The 18693-nt window shown below is 38.4% G+C and carries 22 protein-coding genes and 1 pseudogene; 8 read left to right on the top strand and 15 right to left on the bottom strand.

Annotated features, from left to right (window positions below):
• Window positions 1–13: 13 nt before the first annotated feature.
• From CWATDRAFT_RS02440 to CWATDRAFT_RS39265, 6 genes are all read right to left on the bottom strand, one after another.
• Window positions 14–1297 carry an RNA-guided endonuclease InsQ/TnpB family protein gene (locus CWATDRAFT_RS02440; protein ID WP_007303493.1) on the bottom strand — a complete coding sequence of 428 codons (1284 nt, stop codon included), beginning with the start codon at window positions 1295–1297 and terminating at the stop codon, window positions 14–16.
• Window positions 1298–1456: 159 nt separating this feature from the next.
• Complete coding sequence (locus CWATDRAFT_RS02435) at window positions 1457–2236, bottom strand: hypothetical protein (protein ID WP_007303492.1); 780 nt, start codon at window positions 2234–2236, stop codon at window positions 1457–1459.
• A 1-nt stretch (window position 2237) separates the two neighbouring features.
• Window positions 2238–2534, bottom strand: a complete 297-nt coding sequence (locus CWATDRAFT_RS02430; protein ID WP_042711091.1) for a hypothetical protein — start codon at window positions 2532–2534, stop codon at window positions 2238–2240.
• A gap of 376 nt (window positions 2535–2910) precedes the next feature.
• Window positions 2911–3225: a hypothetical protein gene (locus CWATDRAFT_RS02425; RefSeq protein ID WP_042711090.1), complete on the bottom strand. Its 315-nt coding sequence runs from the start codon at window positions 3223–3225 to the stop codon at window positions 2911–2913.
• Window positions 3210–3944, bottom strand: coding sequence for a terminase large subunit domain-containing protein (locus CWATDRAFT_RS02420; RefSeq protein ID WP_007303491.1), 735 nt, complete (start codon window positions 3942–3944; stop codon window positions 3210–3212). The genes CWATDRAFT_RS02425 and CWATDRAFT_RS02420 overlap by 16 nt, the downstream gene beginning before the upstream one ends.
• 637 nt (window positions 3945–4581) lie before the next feature.
• Window positions 4582–4986: a hypothetical protein gene (locus tag CWATDRAFT_RS39265; RefSeq protein ID WP_007303490.1), complete on the bottom strand. Its 405-nt coding sequence runs from the start codon at window positions 4984–4986 to the stop codon at window positions 4582–4584.
• A gap of 250 nt (window positions 4987–5236) precedes the next feature.
• Here CWATDRAFT_RS39265 and CWATDRAFT_RS36915 point away from each other — a divergent pair, with 250 nt between their 5' ends.
• From CWATDRAFT_RS36915 to CWATDRAFT_RS02375, 8 genes and pseudogenes are all read left to right on the top strand, one after another.
• Entirely contained in the window at window positions 5237–5569 is a 333-nt protein-coding gene (locus CWATDRAFT_RS36915; protein WP_007303489.1) for a hypothetical protein, read from the top strand.
• A 42-nt stretch (window positions 5570–5611) separates the two neighbouring features.
• On the top strand, window positions 5612–6193 hold the full coding sequence (locus CWATDRAFT_RS02400) for a helix-turn-helix domain-containing protein (RefSeq protein ID WP_007303488.1): 582 nt from the start codon (window positions 5612–5614) through the stop codon (window positions 6191–6193).
• A 64-nt stretch (window positions 6194–6257) separates the two neighbouring features.
• Window positions 6258–6898, top strand: a pseudogene (locus tag CWATDRAFT_RS02395) (transposase).
• Between the two features lie 230 nt (window positions 6899–7128).
• Window positions 7129–8172 carry a TIGR03032 family protein gene (locus tag CWATDRAFT_RS02390; RefSeq protein WP_007303486.1) on the top strand — a complete coding sequence of 348 codons (1044 nt, stop codon included), beginning with the start codon at window positions 7129–7131 and terminating at the stop codon, window positions 8170–8172.
• A gap of 155 nt (window positions 8173–8327) precedes the next feature.
• Entirely contained in the window at window positions 8328–9047 is a 720-nt protein-coding gene (locus CWATDRAFT_RS36910; RefSeq protein ID WP_007303485.1) for an RNA-guided endonuclease InsQ/TnpB family protein, read from the top strand.
• The gene (locus CWATDRAFT_RS36905; RefSeq protein ID WP_007303484.1) at window positions 9010–9558 is read left to right on the top strand and encodes an RNA-guided endonuclease InsQ/TnpB family protein; all 549 of its coding nucleotides are present in this window, start codon (window positions 9010–9012) and stop codon (window positions 9556–9558) included. The genes CWATDRAFT_RS36910 and CWATDRAFT_RS36905 overlap by 38 nt, the downstream gene beginning before the upstream one ends.
• A 106-nt stretch (window positions 9559–9664) precedes the next feature.
• A complete protein-coding gene (gene hisH, locus CWATDRAFT_RS02380) occupies window positions 9665–10300 on the top strand; it encodes an imidazole glycerol phosphate synthase subunit HisH (RefSeq protein ID WP_007303483.1) in 636 nt (211 codons plus the stop codon).
• A 370-nt stretch (window positions 10301–10670) separates the two neighbouring features.
• On the top strand, window positions 10671–10862 hold the full coding sequence (locus CWATDRAFT_RS02375) for a hypothetical protein (protein WP_007309051.1): 192 nt from the start codon (window positions 10671–10673) through the stop codon (window positions 10860–10862).
• On the opposite strand, the gene CWATDRAFT_RS02370 is transcribed toward CWATDRAFT_RS02375, so the two are convergent.
• The 9 genes from CWATDRAFT_RS02370 to gmd form a co-directional block, all read right to left on the bottom strand.
• Window positions 10859–11326, bottom strand: coding sequence for a tetratricopeptide repeat protein (locus CWATDRAFT_RS02370; protein WP_007303482.1), 468 nt, complete (start codon window positions 11324–11326; stop codon window positions 10859–10861). The two genes, CWATDRAFT_RS02375 and CWATDRAFT_RS02370, sit on opposite strands and share 4 nt — an antisense overlap.
• Before the next feature lie 54 nt (window positions 11327–11380).
• Window positions 11381–11578 (bottom strand): photosystem II assembly protein Psb35, encoded by a 198-nt coding sequence (gene psb35, locus CWATDRAFT_RS02365; RefSeq protein ID WP_007303481.1) that lies wholly within the window; start codon window positions 11576–11578, stop codon window positions 11381–11383.
• A 90-nt stretch (window positions 11579–11668) separates the two neighbouring features.
• A complete protein-coding gene (locus CWATDRAFT_RS39260; protein WP_232286941.1) occupies window positions 11669–12133 on the bottom strand; it encodes a GUN4 domain-containing protein in 465 nt (154 codons plus the stop codon).
• Between the two features lie 71 nt (window positions 12134–12204).
• Window positions 12205–13185: a serine/threonine-protein kinase gene (locus CWATDRAFT_RS39255; protein WP_232286940.1), complete on the bottom strand. Its 981-nt coding sequence runs from the start codon at window positions 13183–13185 to the stop codon at window positions 12205–12207.
• Window positions 13186–13539: 354 nt separating this feature from the next.
• Window positions 13540–14214: a hypothetical protein gene (locus CWATDRAFT_RS02355; protein WP_007303478.1), complete on the bottom strand. Its 675-nt coding sequence runs from the start codon at window positions 14212–14214 to the stop codon at window positions 13540–13542.
• 64 nt (window positions 14215–14278) lie between these two features.
• Window positions 14279–14827, bottom strand: a complete 549-nt coding sequence (locus CWATDRAFT_RS02350; RefSeq protein ID WP_007303477.1) for an EF-hand domain-containing protein — start codon at window positions 14825–14827, stop codon at window positions 14279–14281.
• Between the two features lie 16 nt (window positions 14828–14843).
• Window positions 14844–16229, bottom strand: coding sequence for a hypothetical protein (locus CWATDRAFT_RS02345; RefSeq protein ID WP_007303476.1), 1386 nt, complete (start codon window positions 16227–16229; stop codon window positions 14844–14846).
• Window positions 16230–16386: 157 nt separating this feature from the next.
• Window positions 16387–17325 carry a GDP-L-fucose synthase family protein gene (locus CWATDRAFT_RS02340; protein ID WP_007303475.1) on the bottom strand — a complete coding sequence of 313 codons (939 nt, stop codon included), beginning with the start codon at window positions 17323–17325 and terminating at the stop codon, window positions 16387–16389.
• Between the two features lie 100 nt (window positions 17326–17425).
• Window positions 17426–18514 (bottom strand): GDP-mannose 4,6-dehydratase, encoded by a 1089-nt coding sequence (gene gmd, locus CWATDRAFT_RS02335; RefSeq protein ID WP_007303474.1) that lies wholly within the window; start codon window positions 18512–18514, stop codon window positions 17426–17428.
• Window positions 18515–18693 lie beyond the last annotated feature (179 nt).

The following is an 18693-nucleotide window of genomic DNA, read 5'->3' as shown; positions in this document are numbered from 1 at the left end:
CCCACGCTAACTGCTAGGCAGTATAGCGTGGGCTTCCCGACTCACGACGGGATATTTCTGCCCACAGAGGTATTCCCCTACGCCAGTTATCTAGGCTCATCACCCCCGACACCTCGACTTGACAGACGGTTTCCTTTCCTCTGAGTCCCAGAGTAGTAGTTTCTATGCCTCGATTACAGATTTCTTGGGCTGATGCCACGTCACGGTCACAGCGATAGTGGCATTCAGGACAATCATGAACTCTATCAGAAAGAGTTTTCCTAACTTCTGTACGACAATTAGGACAGGTTTGGCTAGTTCCTCGGTGGTCAACTAATCCAAAATATTTGCCCCTTATCAAACATACATATTTCAGAATATCCCTGAATTGCCCAAAACCTGCATCTAGAGTATGCTTACTCAGAAAGCCCTTAGCCATTGTGCGAAAGTCAATATCTTCCATAAAGATACTGTCTCCCATATCACAGACTTTATGCGCTAATTTGAATTGGTAATCTTTACGCTTGAAAGCAATATGATTGTGTTGCTTTTCTACCTTTTTCCGAGCCTTCTCGTAGTTATTAGAACGCTTTTGTTTTCTACTTAACCGACGTTGTAGCACTTTCAGCCGACGGTGTTCGGTCTTGAAGAATTTACGCCCTTTTTCTACATAGTTATCACTGGTAGCTAAGTAACTAGATAACCCAACATCTAACCCTAAAGGATGCCCAAAAGGAGCATTAACTTCAGGTAAGTTAATGTCTGACTGGATACTAATTACGGCAAACCATCCCATTGCTTTCTTAACAACTCGTATCTGCTTGATGACAAAACCATCAGGTATTGGACGATGAAGGTTAATTTGAACTTTTCCCAATTTTGGTAATTTTATTTGCCATCCAGTTAAGGGATTGCTTTTGAATTGAGGAAACAGCAAAGACTTCATCTGTCCATACTTTTTGAATCTCGGAAAGCCAAAACCTCTATTACGAAAGAAATCCCAAGCATCATGTAATCTTCTTATGTTAGTTTGTAAGACTTGGCTTGACACTTTAGCTAATTCAAGAAATACTTTTTTAGCCTTTGGTAATTGGTTTTGTTGCTGGTGATAGCCAGGGAAAGGATAGCTTGCAGCCATAATATATTCTGACTCCAACGAACACCGATCTATTGGACACTTTCTCGAAGCAATCCAGTCTTTTAACTCTCGCAAGGCATAGTTATAGGAACGACGACAAATCTCTAGCCATTCGTCTAACATTGTCTCTTGTTTGCTATCAGGATAAATTCGGTATGAGTAGTTAAGTGTTGGAGTCATGATAACATTCTACCATAAAAAAATAACATGGTAGTACAACTTTTTAAGCAAGGTTGTGCTGTAGCACGTTAATACATTGGTCGGGCTGTATACCAACCCTAAAACATTGGGGGTACTCACCTGCGGTTCGATGTATCCCCCTCGTTTATAGGGTGGGACTTAGCCCGACATTTTAGTTAAATATTTTGCAGGGACTAACTTATCATCGGGTAAAGTGTCAAGGTCAATACCATCACTGAGGTCAACAACTCTAGGGTCATTACGGTCAATGAGAGCATTAGACAAGGTATTCCTAGTGGGTGCATCGGTTTGTGATGTCCACGCTGCAAAAGAAAACGGTGTGTCATTACCACCTGTACCAGTACCCGGCTCACCACGAATTCCTAATGGCTGCCAGTATTCATTCTCAACAATCGAAGGATTATCGCCTAAAGCACCATTTTCGTTGATGCAAAGGTAGCTACTACCGTCATAAGTTACAATATCACCGTAAACATAAGGAGTAGAGGGAGAATAGAAACCAGCAGGTCTACCCCATCTTAAAAGGTTATTATAGTTGGGGTCAAACGCAATGAGTTGTAGAAGACGGCGAATGTTTGAGGGTAACTGGTCAGTAGAAATCTGAGAGGGTATTAAATCCCTGAAATTAACCTCAGTCAGTACAGGCACTACTGAATGAAAACTATAGATAGCCTCAACAGGGTAAGATAAGTCGTCTAACTGATTATAGACTTCAAAGAAATAAGTTATCTGCTGTGTGTCTGAGGATTCTAGGGTAAATGAAAACTCACCATTAGTAAATGGATATTCTTGGGGGATAGGGAGATGGACAGTCATGTCTGTAGCAATCAAAGGTGCATCTAGTGTCACCACTACTTTTCCATCAATGGGAAAAGACCCACTATCATCAAATTTTCCAGTAATTAAACATTCTACCATATTATTCGGTGTAAGATATAAAGAACTCGCTATAAAGTACGTCTAAGAGAGATAAAGTATCAAAAAACAATCGTAACCAGTATCTACCTTCTTCTTTCGTTTTAAACTCCTTGATTAAAGAGAATTCTTTGATATAAGTTACCGTGTTGTTAATTGACTTGAATAAGTGATAATACTCCTTAGTTGGTGATAAGTCAGGGTACTCAATCAGGAAGTAATCAATAGGTATATCTAATGCTTCAAGGGTTCCCTCATCTACGGGGAAAAATAATTTTACCTTGATGTCGGCAATTAACATATAAGTGCTATGAAGTCAATACACAAGGGCAAATATCCAATAACACCGTGTCCACTTCTACTTGATATAAAACCCCTTACTATATAGCACGATGAATAGAAGTGGACACGGTGTAACGTATATATCATCGGGGTTGATGCCACTTTTGATGTACTGTGATATAATAGTTACATAGACTAAATTACATTGGAGATATTTACTATGAAAACTAGCAAGGAATATACTAGAGCTTATAGAGAACGATTAAAAGATGGGATTGAATTGCCTACTTGCTCATTTTGTGACGCTGTAATGAAGAGTAGTAAAAACCGCCTCAGAGAAGTTACTTGCATTGAGACGGGTACCAAATATATAGGTTGTTGCAGTCATTGTTATCCTAAGAAGACTGTTGAGGGTCATCGTTGGAATTCTGAGAAGCAGAGGGCTTTTCGAGAGCGTCAGAAAATGAGAAAAACTCGTACTCTATGTTAATAGTTTCCTCATCTTCATTGGATAAATCAGGAATTATAGTTTTAGCTACTGACTTCCAGTATAGTTTCTTAGCAGTTTCCGTCAAGTTTTTATCTACCTTAGTAACTTTCTCTGCATTCTCCAAGGTAGATGTTACTATATCAAGGTCAAATTCATTAAGCCCTGATACCTCAATCTCATTGTCATTTTTTCCAGCGATAGAGGCTACAAGAATTGACATACTCCCCCGTTACAACGCAGTTTAACGGGGGATTCTTTCCACTGTGCTTCAAACTCTTGGGAAAATAAACGAGGTGATAGTCGTTTTCTTGCTCTCTCTACTTCATCCTTTGATATCAAAGGATTAGTCCATGTGGGGAAGTTATAAGACTTCCAATCATCATTATCCCTTTCCATTGTAAATAGGTTGTATAGATGATTATTTTTACCTTTGGGAGTACCAGTAAATAAAGCTCTTGAGTGGGGTGTGTCAGCCATTGCAGGTATGATTACAGCGTCAATAACTGAAGGCCTTACGTCTTGAACTTCATCGATGCACACACGCCATAGTTTAAGGCCCCTTGCTCTATCCCCAGCATTGTCATTAAGGCCTGCGAGTATGATATCGGGTCTATTACCTTTAAACCTTATAGTATAATCGCTACGAGATATTTTGTCAACATAAGGGCAATTTTCCAGTGTTTTAACCAGTGGTTTCCATAAAATCTTACGGGCTTGTTTCAAGGTTGGCATACCTACAAGTACAGCCGTTTCCATAGTTTGTTGTTTAACGTTGTATCCAGGCATTAGCTTAGGGAACATTAAACAATCGATAACGTGCTTTGTAACCTGTAAATGTGATTTACCAAACCTCCGACCACAAACTAAAACTTGAAATTTCTGAGGGTCATTAAACACTTCTAACTGTGATTTATGTAATGAAGCATCAAAATTAAACATTATCTCTAACTAGTGACACTCCTTAAAAGCATTAAGGGGCAACGCTTCTAACTCCTCAATGGTGGTACCATCTTTGTTGCCCCATTTAACACAGAGACAAGAAAATAGCAACAATGCTGATTGAATATCGGAGACCCTTGATTTACCTAGAGTATCAATCTTATCACCGATAAATAGAAGGTCTTTGATAATAGGTTCTCTTAGTTCACAAGTGACACCGTTAATCTTGGTCTTATACATATAAATCATAAATGTCAATACACAAGGGCAAATATCCAATAACACCGTGTCCACTTCTACTTGATATGAAGCCCCTTACTATATAGCACGATGAAAAGAAGTGGACACGGTGTAACGTATATATCATCAGTGTTTGAGACAGTTTCAGTGATATATAGTGTACACATAACCAATTACAGAGAAAATTTATAACTGTGTGTCCACTTCTCTTGGGGCTACTATATAGTAAGGGGCTTGATATCCTTGAGAAGTGGACACGAGAGAATGCGGGTTACAGCGTGTCCACTTCTAAGTAAAAAAATCTCTGTATCCCTTACGCTGATTGGGTTACAGAGTTTCAATTCCCCCTTGATTTACAATTCCCCCAGTGGTAGGGGGGGTTCGATTTTTTCATTGCCTAGAATTCGGCATCAGGATAACAGCGATGATAAGCAAGGATATAGAATCCAGGAAAATCGTGTTGATGTGCTTCAAAAGCTTCATAGACTGCTTTTTTGGTAATTTCCTCTACAAACAAGGAAATAATCCTTTCTTCCTTGGGAAAAATAGCCCCATCGTCATCAATGTCTAACTCGTGGCTACACAGAGTTACAGCCACTTCAATAGAGTTCTGTTCTTCGTACTCCTTGATGGCAAATTCGCAGCTATTGGTACGGGGATGGTGAGTCCTTGCCAGTTTTTCAAACGCACTGCACCACCCTCGATTGCGTGAGTCCTGGAAGTCAGAGAACATCGGACAATCAGCGCACATAGCATATGGTTGCAACCCTTGAGTGGGTTGAAAATCTTTGTTTTGTAGCATAATGGAAATAGATACATTTGTAGTTAGGGAGAGCAGCTTGGCTGTTCCTCCCTATTTTTTGTTGGTTGACAAAACCCAAAGAGGACATGGTGTTTGACCTCTTTGTGATTGACTACTCTTATATAGTAACCGATATCTCACACAGTATCAATATATTATTAATTAAATTTACTTATCATTATTATAAAGACCTTACTAAATTAGGACAATTGCCTTAGTGAAATTACACTACTAAGGCATTTTTCTATATATGGAATTCGATAAAGAAGGGTTTCTAAAAGAAGTATTATCAGCAATTAAACCACTCCTCACTGATTTACAGTCCTCAGTGAAAGAATATGTCGATGGTTCTTTAGCCCCCATTGAAGCAGCTATCACCGAGCCTCCTCCTCAGAAAGAAGAACCAAAGAAAGATAATAAGCCAACCGATGAGATGTCAATCCTCAAAGCTCAAATGGAAGAATTGACATCTAAATTACAAGAAAGTGAAAACAAAGCTTTTAATGCTTCATTGGATAATCACTTATCTGAGGTTGCTACTAGCAAGGGTGTTATTGTCCCTAGTGCAGCTTGGCGAAAGTAATCCACCAGATTTTTACAGAAACTTTCGTGACTAGCCACGACAATGTGTTTCAATGAAACTAACGGAAGAATCTCGAAGTTGATGTCCATGATAAAAGCATTGCCAATTAACCTCTCCAACCTACAGAAAACAGTACTCCAACAAATAGTGAGAGGGACAACAAACCTCTATCGCCTTGTTAGACGAGCCAAGCTAATCTTAGCCGCAGCATCAGGAGAGAGCAATAGTTCGATTAGTCGAAGATTAGAATTAGACCGAGTACAAGTGCGTCAGTGGCGATCGCGATGGTTTGAGGAGAGAGAAAAACTGAGTGCCGCCGAAGAACAACAGGTAACGGAGAAAGCATTAATGGTCTTGATCAAAGGAATTTTAAGCGATCGCCCAAGACCTGGAACAACAAAATCCTTTACGGTCGAACAAGTAGTCCAGATTGTAGCGATCGCTTGTGAAGAATGTGAAAAATCAGACAGACCAGTGAGCCATTGGACACCTTCAGAGTTGGCGGATGAAGCCATAAAAAGAGGAATTGTCGAAAAGATTTCCCCCCGTAGTGTGGGGCGTTTTTTAAAAAGAAGCGACATTACAACCACATCTCGTTCGTTACTGGTTAAATGCCAAAATTGATGATCCCTTAAAATTTAAAAAGCAAGTCAAATATATCTGTGAACTTCATCAAGAAGCTAAAACTTTGTTAGAACAAGGAATTCATTTAATTAGTACAGATGAAATGACAGGGATTCAAGCTCTTGAGAGATTATTTCCGAACAAAAGAATCAAGCCTAAACAAGTAGAAAAAATCGAATTTGAATATGAAAGACACGGAACTTTAAGCTTGATTGCGAACTGGGATGTGGCAAGAGGAAAAGTTGTTAGTCCCTCTATTGGACCGACAAGAACAGAACAAGATTTTTCTGAACATATCCAGAGAACGATTAAGATTGATGAAAAAGCAGAATGGATTTTTATTGTAGATAAACTCAACACTCATAAATCGGAAAGCTTAGTCAAATTAGTAGCAGAAAGCTGTGGAATTACTATTGATTTGGGGAGAAAAGGAAAGGAGGGGATTTTGCAATCTATGGACAGCAGAGCAGATTTTTTTCAGATGAATCTCATCGAATTCGCTTTGTTTATATTCCCAAACATACATCGTGGCTTAATCAAATTGAGTGTTGGTTTTCGATCTTAGTCAGGCGTTTACTCAAAAGAATTACTGTCCGTTCAACTGAAGAACTATCCCAAAAAATTCCCAATTTTATTGATTACTTTAATCAACATTTTGCTAAGCCGTTCGTTTGGAAATTTAAGGGCTTTAAAGATCATAAGTGACTGGTGGATTATTTTTGCTAAGCTGCACTAGACTAAATGTCAACGTTTCTAAGAAAGAACATTTAATACTAAAAAGGTTTTGCCAGCAAGAGGAGCGCACCCAAAGTGATGTATTAAGGGAGCTAGTCAGAGGATTAGAGCAGAAAATCATAGATAATACTAAATTATCATAGATTACTACTTACAGTTAGTAACCCTAACCCCATCGCTCATCAAAGATTTTAACCACAATGAATCAAGCAAAACCAAATCTAGAAATTACAGCCTCCCGTCAATTTACATCCTGGTTATATGAGCAAAAAGTAAGCCTTGTTTTTACCACTTATCAAGCAGGAAAAATATTTTTTATTGGATTACAACCGGATGGAAAACTATCAGTCTTTGAACGAATCCTAGATCGTTGTATGGGTTTATGTCTTGACGACAATAGTTTATATGTTAGTACCCTCTATCAACTATGGCGATTTGAAAATACCTTAGAAAAAGGACAAATTTACAACAACTATGATGCTATTTATCTACCCCAATTATCATACGTAACAGGGAATCTTGATATTCATGATATTAGAGTAGCTCAGAACAATAAAAAACCGGTCTTTATTAATACCCTCTTTAGTTGTTTAGCAACAGTGAGCGAAACCCATAGTTTTAAACCCCTTTGGAAACCCCCTTTTATCTCTAAATTAGCGGCCGAAGATCGCTGTCATCTTAACGGTTTAGCTATGAGAGAGGGAAAACCTTATTCTGTAACAATGGTAAGCCAATCTGATGTTGCTGACGGGTGGCGAGAACATCGTATTAACGGGGGTTGTGTCATGGATATTACCAATAATGAAATCATTGCAGAAGGATTATCTATGCCTCATTCTCCTCGATGGTATCAAGAAAAATTATGGATTTTAAACTCAGGAACTGGTGAATTAGGATTTATTGAAAAAGAAACAGGTAAATTTAACCCCGTTACTTTTTGTCCTGGTTATTTACGAGGATTTTCCTTGTACAACGATTTCGCTGTGGTGGGAATATCTGAACCTAGACACAATAAAACCTTTCATGGGTTGCCTTTAGACGAACGTTTAAAAGAGAAAAAAGCCAATCCTCGTTGTGGATTACTCATTATTGATTTAAGAACAGGAGATATTGTCCATTCCTTACGTATTGAAGGAGTAGTAGAAGAATTATATGATGTAGAAGTATTGCCTCAAATTAGACGACCGATGGCTATTGGTTTCAAAACAGATGAAATTAGGCGTTTCGTTACAACCCAAACCTAAAAAGCTGTGAGTTTCTTCTAGAAGACAAAAACCTGTACAATCCTAGACATACCTGTACATAATGTCTAGGATATCTCGTCCGCTCCACGAAAATTGTCAATTCAATAGAGCATTTATTCAGATATAATAAAATATAAGATAAACACTATTCATATATGTACGCAATCAAAAGGGAATTAAAGCTAAATAATCAAGAAAAGAGCTTTTTTGCTGGCTGTGCTGGCTTCTCTCGCTTTGTGTACAATCATGGACTATCTTTACTAAAATCCACCTGGGATATTCCCGAAATTTGTGGCAGTGACTCAAAACGGTTAGATGCTATCAAGAAAGTCTTTACAAACATTACTAAAAAGCAGACAGAATATTTATGGACAAATAAATATTCATCTCGCATCTATCAGAATGCGTTTAGAGACTTGAAAAAAGCATTTTCTCGTTGGAGAGAGCCTAAAATAAAAGCAGACTTACTTCGTTTTAAAAAGAAGAAACATAACTGTAGTTTTACAGTAGATAGTTCTCATGGCAAGGTATTAGTCCAGGAGGGAAAAAAGATAAAAATTCCTACCTTGGGAACTTTCTCCTTAAAAGAAAGCATCCCTTATAACTGTGTTTCTCAAACCTTTACTATCTCGAGAGAAGCAGGGAAATGGTATGTAAGTTTTGCTGTTTCAGCATCTTATATACCTGAGATGAAACACAGCTATAAAAAAGTAGGAATTGATTTAGGAATAAAAACTTTTGCTACTCTTAGTGACGGAAACACCTTTGAATCTCCATCTTCCATAAAAAAAGCGAAAACCAAGCTAGGAAAGATACAGTGGAGAAACAGGAATAAGGATGCTCACCAACCGTCGTTCTGGAATAGAAGCATCTAAAAATGCGGTTAAATATTACCAGAAACTAAGAAAAAAGCATAAAAGAATAAGCAACATTCGAGAAGATTTTCTGCAAAAAACCACCACATTATTAGCTAAAACTTATCAACATATTCTCGTAGAGGACTTAAACGTTAAAGGCATGATGGCTAACCACAAATTATCTGATGCCTTATTTAATTTAGGATTATATCGTTTTCGAGAATTATTGAGTTATAAACAAGAATGTTTTGGTTTTTTGCTAACTATAGTAGATAGGTGGTTTCCCAGTTCAAAAACTTGTTCCGTGTGTGGAAATATACAAGATATGCCCTTATGTGAAAGGGTTTATCACTGTCAAAATTGTGGTCAAGTTATGGATAGGGACTTAAATGCGTCAATTAATCTCGAAAATTGGACAAACAATGCCGATGGCTTATCGGTAAACCCAGAGCGACTTGTCCTGAGCGAAGTCTCTAGAAGTCGAAGGGTGAACGTCTGTGGACAAGAAGGAGCCGTCTCCCTTGGTTGAAGCAGGAATTGAACATCAAGCCTGTCTAGGTTTGTCTAGGTTTCATGAAGCAGAACTCAATCAGGTTATGATGGTAGATAGGAAAGATTAATCACAAGGAATATTTATGGGCTTTCTGGCTGTTATTGACTATGACATGGGTAATCTGCACTCCGCTTGTAAGGGGCTAGAAAAAGCAGGAATTCAGCCAAAAATAACCAATTCTCCCCAAGATATTGCAGAAGCTGAGGCCATTGTTCTGCCCGGAGTGGGTTCGTTCGATCCGGCGGTGCAAAATTTACGATCGCGTAATTTAGAGGAACCTATCAAAAAGGCGATCGCTGAAGGTAAGCCATTCTTAGGTATTTGTTTGGGTTTACAGATTCTTTTTGATGGTTCAGAAGAAGGGAAAGAACCAGGGTTAGGCATTATCAAAGGGATGGTACGTCGTTTCAAATCCGAGCCTAATTTAACCATACCCCACATGGGTTGGAATCAGTTACAATTGGCTCAAGCAAATTTATCTTTATGGCAAGGGTTAACCCCCGATCCCTATGTCTATTTTGTGCATTCCTATTATGTCGATCCCGTTGATGCTGAGATTAATGCTGCTGTTGTGACTCATGGGAGCCAAACAGTTACAGCAGCGATCGCCCGTGATAATCTGATGGCGGTACAATTTCACCCGGAAAAATCATCGGATAATGGATTACAGATTCTTTCCAATTTTGCAGCAACGCTCCAGAAAAACTTGATCAATTGACATCCTCACGCGCCGTAAAACGGCGGTGATTCCTAAACCTCACGATTTAGGTTTCTGCTTCAATGCAACTGCCTCTACCCACAAGGAGTTTTATGGCCTTACGTTCGCTCCACAGACTATCCCCGCAAGCCCTGCGATTTTTATGTGTTGAAATCTCAAACACGAGAGTTCTTATGTTTTTTGATTCTAGGGATGCTTATACCCATTGCCCTATCCTCTTTTCCCGGTCTACCGATTTTTCTGCGCAGCCAGTCTAACTGGACTTCGCTCGTTAGGCTTTCTGAATCCATCGTCTCGGGTGGGTACTTGGCCATTTACATTCTAATACAAAGCCGTCGTAGAACGACGGGGTTTCTACCCAAATTTTCTGATGACTCAATCTAATCATCCCTCCCACGGATTACGTCAACGAGAGTTATGCGAATATCTAGGAATGAACTATCGTGAAGTTGCCCAAACGGCTCGAAAGCTGGGACTTAGTACCCATGCTTATGTACAGCAGCAAACAGGTTGGCTATTGTACAAGGAGCTTTATTATCCCCCTGAAGCAGAAAAACCTTAAAGCAGTGCCGTACATTCCAAAATCAATTTTTGATTGATTAAAGCATAGGGTTGTACCTCTAACGCTTGACGAAAGGCTGCGATCGCATCTTGGTAATTTCCCAAGGCTAGTAAACACAACCCTAAACCGTGTAAAGCCCCAAAATGATACGGTATCAATTGGATCACCTGTTCACAGTCTTTTTTCGCTTGTTCATACCTTTCCAGGGAGAAATAAAGTACAGCCCTTCGATTCCAAGCTTCAGCAAAATCAGGATAATTTTTGATCGCTTCTGTTAGTAACTCTTCAGCTTTTTGGAAATTTCCCTTGTCTAGAAAAGATTGAGATCGCCGCAACAATTCTCGGCCAATTTCTCCTTTCTGTGTAAACCATAGTTGCCACAATTGAGAGGTAGCCCTTTGCCGGGCTACTTCATCCGTTTTTTTCAAGTCTTGTAATAACTGATCTATTTTTGTAGACTTCACGATAATAATTCAAGGATTATTCAATATTTTTTCAAGAAAGTTTGAGCCGCTAATCTATGAATTACTATCCGCAGGTTCCTCTGATTCTACATCGGGGATGTAATCGGGCTTTTGTGCATTTTCCCAGCCGGCAGGACGTTTTGAATTATACCAAGCAATAGAGCCAATGGTGACAGCAGCGATGAAACCTACAACATAGACGATGACAAAATAGGTGGGGAATTGTCCGGAGGTTGCTAATAACAAGTTCATTTTCTTTTAGTTTCTTTTACTGATTGTTTTCTATTTTACCAAACATTGTCCCTTGATTCAAAATAGAACGACTAATCAGTTATTTTTGAGCTAAATTTGACAACTGTTCAATCTATTAATCAATAGGGTTAACCATCCTCTCAACCCCCAAAACTGCATTCCTAGCATGGGTAAATGACCTTGAGGGGCCCAAAGATTAAAATTAAGGTCTGTGTAAGATAGCCAGTTATCGTTTTTTCTCCAACCCACTTTTTCCCCAAAAGCACACCAGATTTTAGGGTCATAATAATGCTTTCCTCCTAAATCTTGATAGAGTTTTTTCTGCACTGAAAAGCCAAAATATCCATTACTAGCTTCATACCAAATTTGATTAATAATTTTCAATTGATGACAAGGTAAATCTGCAAGATGCTCTTGATATAAGCATCCTTGTTTTTCTCGGTTGGTTAATTTTAAGATGATTTGTGCTGTTTTTTGATCTGCTTCTTTTAACTTACCTAGCATTAGTAATTCTCTTAATTTTATACAATCATCTTCTGAGTTGTAAATAGCCACTATCTGTGAACTTTCTTGAGGTTTTATTGTTTGTTTTCTGGATTGAATAATAGATGTTTTTGGGGCTTTTTTTACGGAATTTTGAGAAACTTTTGCCGTGGGTAATTGCTCCTTTTTGGCAGGATCGAGTATGATTTTCCGAGCTTGTCTCCAATTACATCTTCGACTACTTTTGGCTTTTTTTTTGGTAATAATTTTAGCCATTCTTGGATCAATTGCGGTCTCTTTTTTGACCGCAATTCCATCCCTTTAAGAATAGCAAGATTAACAGTATCACTGATATGAGGATTATGCTGTTTTGGAGGAATAAGATTAGCTCCTTGTTGACGAAAAGGGGCAGGGAAGGGCAACTTTAAGGTGAGAACATAGTATAAAGTTGCAGCTAAAGCATAAACATCGGTATAAGATCCCCGTTTAGCTGTTAATTCATATTGTTCTAAAGGAGCAAAAGATTCTGTCCTATAATTGGTGTGAATTTGGGTTTTATCTTGTACAAATTCTCTAGCTAAACCAAAGTCAATTAAAATAGCTTGCATATCCTTTTTACGAAGCATAATATTACTAGGTTTAACGTCTCTATGAATAAATCCTTGTTCATGAATATAGGTTAAAGCTGAACCTATTTGTTGAATATATTTTATTGCTTCGTCTTGGGAAATACCATGTTTATAATTAACATATTGTTTAAGGTTTCCTCCTGCGATATAGTCCATAACCATACACCAAATGTGTCCTTCTTGACAGACGTTATGAACTTTAATAACATGGTTATGATTACATTTTGCTAGACAAAACGCTTCTTGGATAAACTGTTCTTGATGTTTATTAAAATCAGGTTTATTTTGAATAGTGGCATTGAGGGTCTTGAGCGCAACTGGATGTCCATAAGGATGTTCTTTGGCACGATAGGTAATTCCTGAGCCACCATATCCTAAAACTTTATGAATTTCATAACGACCATTTTGTAATCTTGTTCCAGGTTTCCAATTACTCATAATAATTTTTAGTAGGGTAAATTGATGACATTCATGGTTAGGTGGCTTTTCATCCAAGTCTTAAAATGACCTGGCTTTCATGTTCTGCTGTTTTTTTGGTAACTATAGTTAGTATTCCCAAAATTTTCTCAAAGTGTTCACCTAGAGTTTAAGAATATTTAAGCACGACTTCGGAAATCGAGATTAGAGATCAAATACAGTCTTAGCTCCCTACAAAGATATACTTGTAGGGAGCTACTACCATTATGGCTTAATATAGTAATCAGTAATCAGTTGTGAGAATTAACTTTGAGGACAAGGAAACAGCAAACAGAGAACAGATAACAGATAAACAAAAATCATATCTCATGAATCATGATTGTCATTGCTATATATGTTAACTTCCTAGATATAATTACTGGTTGCTATAGTTCAGTTCATTTTTTCTTGAATTAGTTGTTGACATTCTTCTACCGATGCCCGTCTTTCCATCAATTTCACTAACCCTTCATAGGCAGTTTGATGACGAATGAGTAAATTTTTGGCTTGTAACAATGCCCAATTTTCTTTTTGTTGGTAAAGCTCAGCACGAAGTCCTAAAATTTTGAGTAGTTCTCGTAAATTTTGTTTATCTTCTTCTCCTCCTTCAACATTATTGTAGATGACTTTCTCGGCGGCAATACCAGCCATTAAAACAGTAAAAGTCCGCTCCACAATTAAGGGATTTCTACTTACTTTTTCTTGATCGGATAAGAGGCTAAAATCAAATTGTACCCCTCCTATTCCTGCTTTTTCCCCTTGTCTAAAGGTTTCCCAAGCAGTTAAGCTATAACCGGTGATGGGAACACCTAAACAGTAAGCAGCTAAAAAATGCCCTGCTTCATGATGGATAATGCGTTTACGTTCCTCCGAAGAAGTGAATAAGTCCAAAAATAAGGTTAACCCTTTTCCTCCCCAACTGAAACTATCAACGGTAGCTAGTCCTAAAACAGCGAAGGTGGTGGCCGCAGGAATGAAAGGAGATATATTTAAGACAGGACTCAGTAACGCCGATAAAGTCATGACAAAAACTGCGATCGCTACTAAGTTTAAAGATGTTTGTTCCATAACACAAAATAAAAAATTAAGTTAATGTTCTTAACTTAATTTTACAAGATGAGTTGGATTTTGGTTATCCATCGATATTTCCCCATAACCAATTCCCAGGAGACTGAGGATTTTCGCTGTAAAAAAATTCCTGAAATAGACTGGTTAATTCATCTTTTGTCAAATAGCCATCTTGATTTAAGTCTAAGTGTACAAAAGCCTGAGCAGCTTCTTGGGGGTCAATTTCATAGATTTGATAAAATTGTTTAAACTCATCGAGACTTACCCGATCATCTCGGGAAAAATCCATGACTTTTAAGCTAATATTAATAAAAGCTTGTTGGATATAGGAAGCTGAAAAACGATCTAACATTTGTTCTAGATACCATAACCATTCACTTTCTGTAACTTTGCCATCACCATTGCGATCAGCCCAAACTTCCAAACGATTACAAAAACCCATCCAAAAAAAATGGAGTTCTTCGTATTCAGATGTTCCCCATTTCCATTGTCTAATATTAGTAATCTCCTCAATAACCTGTTCAAAATCTTGTCGACTCAGTACCCCGTCGTGATTGCGATCTAAAATGTGAAATAAATGACTTAGTTTTCTTTCTCTAATTGGGTTGAGCATAATAATTTAGTATCCTCTATTCTTGCATTCCATGATAAAGCAATCTAATCAATAATCTAATACCATCGCTTTCTTTAAGTTCTGAGTAGGAAGGTTCAGGGCGTTTGCCAATTTCTCGGAGGTCATTTAAAAGTTCTGGATGAAACTGACAAGTAAAAGAACGGCGAATTTTATTAGTTTCAAAATCTTTGTAGTTGATACAAGTACAAGAACATTCCGTTAAAATTTCCCCATTAGCTTCAGTGGAAGCCAAGATTTTCACAGAATAGGGTAATTGTAATAACCAAGAAAGATGGCTACCTGCAATAATATAGCGATGAGGAACGATGGCATTATGGAGAGCCATATAAGCCCAGTTAGCAAAGAGAATTGACTCTTCGTTCACTTCATCGTAATGAAACATAGAAATAGCCACATCTCGGCCATGTTCTAAAATCATCCGATCAATAATGCCCTCATATTCATGAGCCATTACCTGATGTGCTTCGAGTAATTCAATAGGAATCATTGAATTTTTAGCCTTGGGGGTTTTATAGGGTAGTAAATGACGTTCAGCAATTTCTTTATCTTCATTAAGAACAACCGAAAAATTGATATCGTTCCACCCTTGAGCAACAATGCGACCATCTCGTTTTTCTATCTTAATATTTTCTCCAACAGAGCGAATTTTTTCGCAAATTGCTTTGAGACAGAGCAAGGCTTCATCGTCTTCATCACGAGAATTTTTTTCTGTGTTTATAACATCGTTAACTGCATTTTGTAGTAGTCGAATATTGCTTTCTGCTGCTAGTTGATGACTAACACAAATCATAATAACAGGCGCACTTTGGGGAGATCGTGACAAAAGAAGATGCTCAACTAATGTCAACATATTTTCCCTTGAACAGTTGGGATAAGTCCATTCAGTTGGGTTATGAACTGAAGCATTTCCCCCTTCTAAAATTACTGCCATACTGGCTGACAAAATAGGAATAACTGAATCTAGGTTCAGGGTTCCTGTCTGCCAAACTGGAAACAAAATGGAGTCACAATCAGCAATTTTTTGTGCTATGAAGGCAATATTTTTAGAGGCTCTGACGGTTTCACTAAGCTCATTGATTCCCACATGATCCCAAGGTTCAATAATAAATAAAGAACTACGAAAAATTTGGGGATTTTGCAGAATAAACTGCCAATCTTCCTCAGAATTAATAACTTTTTCTAAAGGAGGTATCTCTCCCCATTCAAAAGTTCCTTGTTCACTGAATAAGGTTTTTTCTGGTAGAGGATCTTGAGAACTGCGATCAGCCAGAAAGCGACCGAAGAATATTAAGGTTGATTCTAAATCCGAGCCTCTTTCTATCAAATAACCTGGATTTAACCGCCATTTTAATTGGTTATTTTGTTTTTTTTCTGAAGTCATAAAGCTTATTAATTAAGAATTAACAATTAAGAGTTAACAATTGATTAATTGGAGGTTTAAAACCTCCCCTTTTAATATTATGGTGACGGTTTCAGGAGGGGAGTTCTGCTTCATGGGACTGTTAAGATTAAACTGTCGGAGGCGTTTAGTGAAAAGTTTATCCTGGATGATGTCGATACCAGTCAATGGTATTTTTCAACCCTTGTTTAAAGTCCATTTTAGCCACAAAACCAAACTTTTCCTTAGCTCGTTGTGTATCTAAACAACGACGGGGTTGACCGTTGGGTTTATCAGTTTGCCAAATAATTTTTCCATCAAACCCCATTAACTCACAAATTAACTCAGCCAAATATTTAATAGGGACTTCTTCATTAGTTCCTAAATTTACTGGCTCAGATTCGTTATATGATTGGGTGGCCATAACTATGCCCCGTGCGGCATCGGTAGAGTATAAAAACTCTCTAGTTGGAGAACCATCACCCCAAACAAGAAGTTCTTTTTCTCCCTCTTTTTGTGCTTCATAGACCTTACGAATTAAAGCAGGAATAACGTGGGAACTGTTGGGGTTAAAATTATCCTCCGGTCCATATAAATTAACTGGTAGTAAATAAACGCCATTAAACCCATATTGTTGACGATAGGACTCTAATTGAACCAATAGAGCCTTTTTAGCGATACCATAGGGTGCATTGGTCTCTTCTGGGTAACCATTCCAAATATCATCCTCCTTAAAAGGAACAGGGGTGAACTTAGGATAGGCGCAAATGGTTCCCACACAGGTAAACTTTTCCACTCCAGCTTCGTAGGCTGCATGAATTAGCTGTGCGCCCATCATTAAATTATCGTAGAACAATTCAGCCGGTTTTTCCTGATTTAAGCCGATCCCTCCCACATGGGCAGCCAAATGAACGACAAGATCTTGTTGTTGTACTGCCCGTTGACAGTGATCGAGTTTCCTGAGATCACAATCACGGGATCGAGGAATGGTAATTTTTTCTAGTTGTGCGCCGGCAGTTACCAACTCGTTAACCACCTGCTTACCGAGAAAACCAGCCCCACCGGTGACTAAAATTCTTTTATCCGTTAAATCTAGCATTGTCTTGATACTCCCTTGATCCCTGAAGTTAAAAGTTGTTCATAAATTAGTGGTCAAGGGTGAACTTAACCTCTAATTTATCAACAACTGACCACTGAAATTAGTCCACCATGACACTCATAGGTTGACGCACATAAGCATTATCCTTGAAGAGTAACGCTTTGTCATTAGATGTTTCGTTAGGAGAAGAGAGACCTAAAGCAGTCAGATCCGCTTCTACCATGAGGTGAACTAACTGCTCAAAGGTGACAGAGGGTTCCCATCCTAATTTTGTTTTTGCTTTGTTGGGATCACCGATTAATAAATCTACTTCGGCCGGGCGTAGATAACGCTTATCAAAGTCTACGTAATCTTCCCAGTTCAAGTTTACGTATTCAAAAGCAATTTTCAAGAATTCTCGCACAGAATGGGTTTCTCCTGTGGCCACAACATAATCATCAGCTTCATTCTGTTGTAGCATCAACCACATTGCTCTGACATAGTCTTTGGCGTAGCCCCAGTCTCGTTTTGAGTCGAGGTTTCCTAAATAGAGTTTTTTCTGAGTTTTAGCCACAATGCGAGCGATCGCCCTGGTGATTTTACGAGTCACAAAGGTTTCTCCACGACGGGGGGACTCATGGTTAAAGAGAATACCGTTACAGGCAAATAAATCGTAGGATTCACGATAGTTCAAGGTTTGCCAATGGGCATATACTTTAGCACAGCCGTAGGGACTACGGGGATAAAAAGGGGTGGTTTCCTTTTGGGGGACATCTTGAACCTTACCAAACATTTCTGAGGAGCCAGCTTGATAGAAACGGACTTCGATCCCAGTTCGTTGTTGATAGTCTCGGATCGCCTCTAAGATGCGGAGAGTTCCCATACCCACAGATTCCACGGTATATTCTGGAGAGTCAAAACTAACCCTAACGTGAGATTGGGCCCCTAAATTGTAAATCTCAAAGGGTTGTACTTCTTCTAAAATACGTCTCAGGGTAGTCCCATCGGTTAAGTCTCCGTAGTGGAGAAATAACTGAGCGTCGTTTTGATGGGGATCAATGTACATATGATCGATGCGATCGGTGTTAAAGGTTGAGGTTCGACGGATAATCCCATGAACTTCGTAACCTTTTTCTAATAACAACTCGCTGAGATAAGAACCATCTTGTCCAGTAATACCAGTGATCAGGGCGCGTTTTGTTTCGGTCATGAGTTAGTTATCCTAAAAATATGAGAAAAAATTAATTAAGTTTTTTAATCCGCTTGAGTCTTGATAACAGACTTTACTTCACAATGACAAGCTTCGGGAACCACTTCAGCAAAAAAATAAAGCTCCCTCTATAGTAGAGAAAGCTTGTTAGTGAGGCTATAGACTCATTGTAGTGTATA

Source organism: Crocosphaera watsonii WH 8501 (assembly GCF_000167195.1).
In the GTDB taxonomy this organism is placed as follows: domain Bacteria; phylum Cyanobacteriota; class Cyanobacteriia; order Cyanobacteriales; family Microcystaceae; genus Crocosphaera; species Crocosphaera watsonii.
Note: the sequence above shows the minus strand (reverse complement) of the source record. Positions and strands in the feature narration are given on the sequence as shown.